Origin of the sequence: Geodermatophilus sp. CPCC 205506 (assembly GCF_051383635.1) — a bacterium.
In the GTDB taxonomy this organism is placed as follows: domain Bacteria; phylum Actinomycetota; class Actinomycetes; order Mycobacteriales; family Geodermatophilaceae; genus Geodermatophilus.
Genome location: NZ_JALPKP010000045.1, coordinates 37,400 through 45,561 on the forward strand (window position 1 = coordinate 37,400; position 8,162 = coordinate 45,561).

General features: G+C 74.2%; 7 protein-coding genes and 1 pseudogene. 2 read left to right on the plus strand and 6 right to left on the minus strand.

Annotation, left to right across the window (positions count from 1 at the left end):
• Positions 1–17 precede the first annotated feature (17 nt).
• The 3 genes from MY520_RS21715 to MY520_RS21725 all read right to left on the minus strand — a co-directional run bounded on the left by MY520_RS21715 (position 18) and on the right by MY520_RS21725 (position 3,065).
• Complete coding sequence (locus MY520_RS21715) at positions 18–998, minus strand: aldo/keto reductase (RefSeq protein ID WP_436694650.1); 981 nt, start codon at positions 996–998, stop codon at positions 18–20.
• Complete coding sequence (gene hisS / locus MY520_RS21720) at positions 998–2,266, minus strand: histidine--tRNA ligase (protein WP_436694651.1); 1,269 nt, start codon at positions 2,264–2,266, stop codon at positions 998–1,000. The genes MY520_RS21715 and hisS overlap by 1 nt, the downstream gene beginning before the upstream one ends.
• Positions 2,267–2,369: 103 nt before the next feature.
• Complete coding sequence (locus tag MY520_RS21725; RefSeq protein ID WP_436694652.1) at positions 2,370–3,065, minus strand: MBL fold metallo-hydrolase; 696 nt, start codon at positions 3,063–3,065, stop codon at positions 2,370–2,372.
• Positions 3,066–3,232: 167 nt separating this feature from the next.
• On the opposite strand from MY520_RS21725, the gene MY520_RS21730 reads away from it, so the two are divergent.
• Positions 3,233–4,045 carry a peptidylprolyl isomerase gene (locus tag MY520_RS21730; RefSeq protein ID WP_436694653.1) on the plus strand — a complete coding sequence of 271 codons (813 nt, stop codon included), beginning with the start codon at positions 3,233–3,235 and terminating at the stop codon, positions 4,043–4,045.
• A complete protein-coding gene (locus tag MY520_RS21735; RefSeq protein WP_436694654.1) occupies positions 4,042–4,773 on the plus strand; it encodes a peptidylprolyl isomerase in 732 nt (243 codons plus the stop codon). Before MY520_RS21730 ends, MY520_RS21735 begins: the two co-directional genes overlap by 4 nt.
• 4 nt (positions 4,774–4,777) lie before the next feature.
• Here MY520_RS21735 and MY520_RS21740 read toward each other — a convergent pair whose 3' ends face one another.
• The 3 genes and pseudogenes from MY520_RS21740 to MY520_RS21750 all read right to left on the minus strand — a co-directional run.
• Complete coding sequence (locus MY520_RS21740; RefSeq protein WP_436694655.1) at positions 4,778–7,237, minus strand: RelA/SpoT family protein; 2,460 nt, start codon at positions 7,235–7,237, stop codon at positions 4,778–4,780.
• Positions 7,238–7,328: 91 nt separating this feature from the next.
• Entirely contained in the window at positions 7,329–7,928 is a 600-nt protein-coding gene (locus tag MY520_RS21745) for an adenine phosphoribosyltransferase (protein WP_436694656.1), read from the minus strand.
• A pseudogene (locus tag MY520_RS21750) lies at positions 7,925–8,162 on the minus strand (protein translocase subunit SecF); the annotation flags it as partial. The gene MY520_RS21745 and the pseudogene MY520_RS21750, both read right to left, overlap by 4 nt.

Genomic DNA, 8,162 nt, shown 5'->3' on the forward strand with positions numbered 1-8,162 from the left:
AGGAACTGCCTTTCGGGTTACCAGCGGTCGTGCACGTGGGCGCGGATGCGCTCGTCGTACACGCGCTCGAGGTCGGCGAGCTGGGTGTCGGTGAGGGGGGCGAGCGAGGCGGCCGCGACGTTGCCGCGAACCTGCTCGACGGAGCGGGCGCCGGGGATCACCGTGGTGACGCCGGGCTGGTCGATGACCCAGCGCAGCGCGAACGCCGCCGTCGGGGCGTCTCCGGAGACCTCGGCGACCTCTCGGGCGGCTGCGACGCCGACCTCGAACGGCACGCCGGCGAAGGTCTCGCCGACGTCGAAGGCCTCGCCGTGCCGGTTGAAGTTCCGGTGGTCGTCGGGCGGGAACGTCGTCGACTCGTCGTACTTGCCGGTGAGCAGGCCGCTGGCCAGCGGGACCCGGGCGAGGACGCCGACCCCCGCCTCGGCCGCCGCGGGCAGCAGCTCCTCCAGCGGCTTGCGGCGGAACACGTTGAGGATGACCTGGATCGTCTGCACACCCGGGTGCGCCAGCGCCGTCAGCCCCTCGGCCACGGTCTCCACCGAGACGCCGTAGGCGGCGATCGCGCCGTCGGCCACCAACCCGTCGAGCGTGTCGTAGACCCGCTCGTCGGAGTAGACCGCCGGCGGCGGGCAGTGCAGCTGGACCAGGTCGAGGGTGTCGACGCCGAGGTTGCGCCGCGACCGGTCGATCCAGGCGCGCAGGTTCTCGGGCGTGTACTGGGCGGCCTCGAACGGATCGGCGCGGCGACCGGCCTTGGTCGCGACGAACGGCCGGTCCGACCGGGCCACGAGCGCCCGCCGGATCCGCTGCTCGGAGCGCCCGTCGCCGTACACGTCGGCGGTGTCGAACAGCGTCACCCCCGCGTCCAGCGCCGCGTCGAGGACCGCTGCGGCCGCGTCGTCGTCGACGTCCCCCCACTCGGCGCCCAGCTGCCACGTGCCCAGGCCGACGACGCTGACGTCGGCCCCTGTCCGCCCGAGCGGTCGCTGCTCCATCACTCCCCCACCGTCGCACGTCGCACCGTCTGGAACAGCTCGGCGACCGGGACGGCGGTCTGCTCGCCGGTGCGCAGGTCCTTGAGCTGGCCCACCCCCTCGGCGAGGTCGCGCTCCCCGATGACCACGGCGTGCGAGGCCCCGGACCGGTCGGCGGCCTTCATGGCGCCCTTGAGCCCGCGGTCGCCGTAGACGGTGTCGGCCGAGACGCCGGCCGCGCGCAGCTGCCCGACCAGCCTCACCGCCAGCCGCTTGGCCTGGGCCCCCAGCGGGACGACGAACGCCTGCACCCCGGCCGCCGCGCCGATGTCCAGGCCCTCGGCCGCCACGGCCAGCAGCGTCCGGTCCACGCCGACCGCGTAGCCGATGCCCGACACGTCCGGCCCGCCCAGCGCCGCGGACAGCCCGTCGTAGCGGCCGCCGCCGCCGATCGCCGACTGCGCCCCGAGGCCGTTGTGCACGAACTCGAAGGTCGTCTTCGTGTAGTAGTCCAGCCCGCGCACCAGCCGGGGCGCCTCGGTCCAGGTGACGCCGAGGTCGGTGAGGTGCTGGCGGACGGCGTCGTAGTGCGCCCTCGTCGAGTCCGACAGGTGGTCGACCATCAGCGGGGCGTCGTCGAGCTGCGCCTGCACCTCGGGGCGCTTGTCGTCCAGGACCCGCAGCGGGTTGATCTCGGCACGCCGGCGGGTGTCCTCGTCCAGGTCCAGCTTCGCGAGGAAGTCCACCAGCAGCTCGCGGTACTGCGGCCGGCAGGTGGCGTCACCGAGCGAGGTGAGCAGCAGCTCGAAGTCGGTCAGCCCCAGGTCGCGGAAGCCCTGCACGCCGAGGGCCACCACCTCGGCGTCCAGCGCGGGGTCGTCGACGCCGAGGGCCTCCATGTCGACCTGGGTGAAGTGCCGGTAGCGGCCGGCCTGCGGGCGTTCGTAGCGGAACGCCGAGCCGACGGTCCACAGCTTGACCGGCAGCGCGCCGGTGTGCAGCCGGTGCTCGATGAACGCCCGCATGAGCCCGGCCGTGAGCTCCGGGCGGAGGGTGAGCGAGCGGCCCCCGCGGTCGTCGAAGGTGTACATCTCCTTCGTCACGACGTCGGTGGACTCCCCCACCCCGCGGGAGAACACGGCGGTCTCCTCGAACACCGGCGTCTCGACGTAGCCGTAGCCGGCCCGCCGCAGGGGCGCGGTGAGCGTGTCGCGGACGGCCAGGAAGCGCGCCGACTCCGGCGGCAGCGTGTCGAAGGTGCCCTTCGGCGCGGTCAGGCCATTGCTCACAGCGCCCTCCGTTCGACTCCGGGCTCGTTCCGCTCCTCGGTCGCTGTCCCCCGCAAGCGGGAGGTGCCCCCAGCCTGGAGCGCTGCTCGCTCCCCCGTCGTCTTCACAGCCCGCGCCCCTTCGGCGCGGGACCCGCACCGGCGGCCGCCTCGGCCAGGTACGGGTTGGTCGCCCGCTCCCGCCCGATCGTCGTGGCCGGCCCGTGCCCGGGCAGCACCACGGTCGCGTCGTCCAGCGGCAGGACGACGTCCCGCAGCGACCGCAGCATCGCGTCCCAGGACCCGCCGGGCAGGTCGACGCGGCCCACCGACCCCGCGAAGAGGACGTCGCCGGCCAGCAGCCCCGGCGCCTCGCCCAGGTCGACGGAGAACACCACGGAGCCCTGGGTGTGCCCCGGCGCGTGCCGGACGGTCAGCTCGACGCCGGCGAGCGAGAGCACCGCGCCGTCGTCGAGCGGCAGGACGTCGGAGGGGTCGGGTAGCGCGACGCCGGCGATCAGCGGGGCCAGCTGCGGACCGTGCCACCGGGCGGGGTCGGCGAGCATGCCGAAGTCGCTCGGGTGGAGGTAGGCGGGGATGTCGTAGCCGTCGCAGACGGGCAGCACCGAGAAGGTGTGGTCGAGGTGGCCGTGGGTGAGCACGACGGCGACCGGCTTGAGGCCGTCCTCGGCCAGCATCCGGGCCAGCGGCTCGACGGCGTCCATGCCGGGGTCGACGACCACGCACTCCTGCCGCGGCCCGGGGGCGACGGCGTAGCAGTTGGTGCCGAACGCGCCGGCCGGGAACGAGCGGATGAGCACCCGTGCAGGTTACGCGGGGCGGTTCCGCCGCTCCGGGGCTCTCCGGCTGCCGGTGGAGCGGCGGCATCGCCACCTAGACTCGCGGATCGACCAGCGGTGCGTGGACGCGCCTCCCGGCTGCCAGCCGCGCCCCGCCGCAGCACCCGTCCGTCCGAGGAGTACCACCCGTGCCCAGCAACAAGCAGCGGCGGCAGGCCGCCCAGCGCCGCCTGCAGCGTCAACTCGAGCGCCGCGCCGAGCTGGCCCGCAAGCGCCGGCGCAACGTGCTGATCGGCGTCACCGTCGTCGCCGTGCTGCTCGTCCTCGGGGCCGTCTGGCTGATCACCGGCGTCGGCGGGGACGACCCGGCCGACTCGGCCGCCGCCGACCCGACGCCGTCGTCCTCCGCACCGGCCGTCGACGGCAGCGACGGCACCTGCGACTTCACCGCCGACGCCTCCGGCAACCCCGACCTGACCGAGGTCGGGACGCCGCCGGCCGAGGTCACCCCCTCGGGCACCACCGCGCTGACCATGACGACGAACTTCGGCCCGGTCGGGCTGACCCTGGACCAGGCCGCCGCGCCGTGCGCATCGGCGAGCTTCGCGTACCTGACCGGCCAGGGCTTCTTCGACGGCACCGTCTGCCACCGGGAGACCGACAGCGAGGGCCTCAAGGTCCTGCAGTGCGGCGACCCGAGCGGCACCGGCCGGGGCGGCCCCACCTACGAGTTCCCCACCCAGGTCACCGGCAGCGAGACCTATCCGCGCGGCACCCTGGCCATGGCCAACAGCGGCGACGGCTTCGACGGCAGCCAGTTCTTCCTGGTCTACGGCGACAGCCAGCTCTCCCCCGACTACACCGTCGTCGGCACCATCGACGAGGCCGGGCTCGCCACCCTGGACACCATCGCCGCCAACGGCAACGACGCCAGCAACGGCCCCGGGGACGGCGCGCCGACCCAGGAGGTCCGCATCGAGACGATGACGATCGCCGCGTGACCGCGTCCGCGACGGCGCGGCTGCGGGCCGCGACCGGGCTGGCCGGGGCCCTGCTGGCCCTGGTCGCCTGCTCCGGCAGCGCGCCGGACTCCGGCGAGCAGGCCGGCCCGGGCGGCGGCTCCGACGGGGGCGGCGGCGCCGGCTCGGGCGGGACGGTGAGCTGCGACTGGTCGACCGACGAGTCGGGCAACCCCTATCTCATCGACGTCCGGCCGCCGGCCGACGACGTGCCCGCCGAGGGCACCGTGGACCTGCTGATGTCGACCAACCTGGGCGACCTCACCCTGACCCTCGACCAGCAGGCCACCCCGTGCGCCGCGGCCAGCCTGGTCCACCTGGCGGAGGTGGGCTTCTTCGACGACTCCCCCTGCCACCGGCAGGTCGACAGCGCGGGGCTCCAGGTGCTGCAGTGCGGCGACCCGACCGGCACCGGCGCCGGCGGGCCGACCTACACCTTCCCCACCGAGGTCACCGGCGAGGAGACCTATCCGCGCGGCACCATCGCGATGGCCAACAGCGGGCAGGGCTTCGACGGCAGCCAGTTCTTCCTCGTCTGGGGCGACAGCCAGCTGTCGCCGGACTACACCGTCGTCGGCACGGTGGACGACGCGGGGCTGGCCGTCCTCGACGTCGTGGCCACCAACGGCAACGACGGCTCCATGGACCCGAGCCCCGGCGGCGGCGCCCCCACCGTGCCGGTGAGCATCGAGTCGATGACCGTCGTCTAGGACCTCAGGCCGTCACGCGCTCCACGTCGAACACGCCGTCGACGTTGCGCACGGTCTGCAGCACCGCACCCAGGTGGGCCGGGTCGGCCAACTCGAAGGTGAACCGGCTGACCGCCACCCGGTCCCGGCTGGTCTGCACCGACGCGGACAGGATGTTGACCCGCTCGTCGGCCAGCGCCTTGGTGACGTCGGAGAGCAGCCGGTGGCGGTCCAGCGCCTCCACCTGGATGGCCACGAGGAACACCGCCCCCGGCTGGCTGGCCCACTCGACCTCGACCAGCCGCTCGGGCTTGCGCTTGAGGTCCTCGGCGTTGGTGCAGTCGGTGCGGTGCACGCTCACCCCGCCGCCGCGGGTGACGAAGCCGAGCACGCCGTCACCGGGGACCGGGGTGCAGCACTTGGCGAGCTTGGCCCAGACGTCGCTCATGCCGTGGACGACGATCCCCGGGTCACCGCCGGCCGGGCGGCGGTGCACCGGCCGCTTGGTCGGGATGGCGGTCTCGGCGATGTCCTCGACGGCGCCCTCGGCGCCGCCCAGGGCGTTGAGCAGCTTCTCCACCACCGAGGCGGCCGAGATCTGGTGCTCTCCCACCGCTGCGTACAGCGCGGTGACGTCGGCGTAGCGGAGGTCCTTGGCCAGCGTGGACAGCGCCTCGCCACCGAGCAGCCGCTGCAGGGGCAGCCCGGCCTTGCGCATGGCCCGGGTCAGCGCCTCCTTGCCGGCCTCGACGGCGTCCTCACGGCGCTCCTTGGTGAACCACTGCCGGATCTTGGTCCGGGCGCGGGAGGAGCCGACGAAGGACAGCCAGTCCTTCGACGGGCCGGCCGTCGGTGACTTGGAGGTGAAGATCTCGACGACGTCGCCGTTGTTGAGCGTGCTGTCCAGCGACACCAGCGTGCCGTTGACGCGGGCGCCGATGCAGCGGTGACCGACCTCGGTGTGCACCGCGTAGGCGAAGTCGACCGGGGTGGAGTTGCCCGGCAGGCTCACGACGTCGCCCTTGGGCGTGAAGACGAAGACCTCCTGCGGACCGAGGTCGTAGCGCAGCGTCTCGAGGAACTCGCCGGGCTCCTGCGCCTCGCGCTGCCAGTCCAGCAGCTGGCGCAGCCACAGCATGTCGTCGGGCGAGCCGGCCTTGGCGCCGCCGAACTCCCCGGCCGCGGGCTTGCCGCCGGCCCGCGCCTTCTCCTTGTACTTCCAGTGCGCGGCGATGCCGTACTCGGCGGTCCGGTGCATGTCGTGCGTGCGGATCTGCAGCTCGACCGGCTTGCCCTGCGGCCCGATCACCGTCGTGTGCAGCGACTGGTACATGTTGAACTTCGGCATCGCGATGAAGTCCTTGAACCGCCCCGGTACCGGCTGCCAGTGCGCGTGCATGATGCCCAGCGCGGCGTAGCAGTCGCGGACGGAGTCGACCAGGATGCGGATGCCGACGAGGTCCCAGATGTCGGCGAAGTCGCGGCCGCGCACGATCATCTTCTGGTAGATCGAGTAGTAGTGCTTCGGGCGGCCGGTGACGACCGCCTCGATCTTCGCGGCCTTGAGCTGGTCGGTGACCGCGGTGGTGACCTCGGCGAGGTAGGTGTCCCGCGACGGCGCCCGCTCGGCCACCAGGCGGACGATCTCGTCGTACCGCTTCGGGTACAGCGTGGCGAAGGCGAGGTCCTCGAGCTCCCACTTGATGGTGTTCATACCCAGCCGGTGGGCCAGCGGGGCGAGGATCTCCAGCGTCTCGCGCGCCTTCTTCTCCTGCTTCTCCGGCGGGAGGAAGCGCAGCGTGCGCATGTTGTGCAGCCGGTCGGCCAGCTTGATGACCAGCACCCGGGGGTCGCGGGCCATCGCGACGATCATCTTGCGGATCGTCTCGGCCTGCGCCGCGTCACCGAGCTTGACCCGGTCGATCTTCGTGACGCCGTCGACCAGGTGGGCCACCTCGGGCCCGAACGCCTCGGTGATCGACTCCAGCGTCTGGCCGGTGTCCTCGACCGTGTCGTGCAGCAGCGCGGCCACCAGCGTCGTGGTGTCCATGCCCAGCCCGGCCAGGATGGTGGCCACCGCGAGCGGGTGGGTGATGTAGGGGTCGCCGCTCTTGCGCTTCTGCGCTGCGTGCGCGCCCTCCGCGACGTCGTAGGCGCGCTGCAGCAGGGCGAGATCGGCCTTGGGGTGGCTCTGCCGGTGCAGCGCCGCGAGCGGCTCGAGCACCGGCCGGACGACGCCGCTGCGCTGGCCGGCCACGATCCGCCGGGCCAGCCGGTCACGGACCCGGCGCTTGGGCGCGCCCTGGACGTCCTGCTCGCCCGGCGGCTCGGATCCCACGTCGTCGGGACGGCGGACCACCGGCCGGCTGGGCAGCGGCGGTCGCTCGACCGGAGCCTGCTCGGGGGCCTCGGTGCCGGTGCCGGCGGGCAGGGCGGGCGCATCGGGCCGCGGGGCAGCCACGTTGGTGGCGGCGTCGGGGCCCATGGCGACTCCTGCAGGCCGGAGGAGAGACGACCCACCCCATGCTAGTCGGGCCGCGTGTCGCCGCGTGCCCGCCGGGTCGACGGTGTCCCCCTCAGGTGGTCCAGAGCGCGTGCACGGCGCGCGGGGCGACCCGCTGGCGGCCGCCGAGCCGCGCCAGCTCGACGACCACCGCGACCGCCGTCAGCACGCCGCCGAGGCCCTCGACGAGCGCGACCGCGGCGGCCAGGGTGCCGCCGGTGGCCAGCACGTCGTCGACGAGGAGCACCCGCTGGCCGGGCCGGATGGAGTCGGTGTGCAGCTCGAGGGTGGCGGTGCCGTACTCCAGCGTGTAGTCCGCCGACACCCGCTCGCGGGGCAGCTTGCCGGCCTTGCGGACCGGCACCACGCCGACGCCGGCCTGCACCGCGACCGCGGCGGCGAGCAGGAAGCCGCGGGCCTCCACGCCGACGACCACGTCGAAGCCCGGATCGCCGTCGGTCGCCAGGGCGGCGACCCGGGGGTCGGCGAGCGAGGCCGTGGCCAGTCCCGCCACCATCCGGCGGAACGCCGGCCCGTCGGCGAAGACCGGCGTCAGGTCGCGGAAGACGACGCCCGGGCTGGGGAAGTCCGGGACGTCGACCGCGAGCGCCGCGATGAGCTCGTCCAGCGGCGGCGTGCCGGCGTCGGCGGCCGGCACGGCTCCGGCGCTCACCGGCGCTTCTTGGCCGACGAGCTGCCGGACCGGCGCGCACCCGGCCGCTGCGGGCGGGCACCCGGCCGCGGTGCCGCGGTCGCCCCGGTGCGCGGCTCGGGCCGCACCGACTCCGGCGACTCGACGACGACGTCGGCCGCCGCGGGACCGAGGTCCTCCTCGCGCTCGGCCAACGCCACCCCGGCCGGGCCACGGGCCGCGCCCCGGGCGCGCCGGGCGCCGGCCACCAACTCG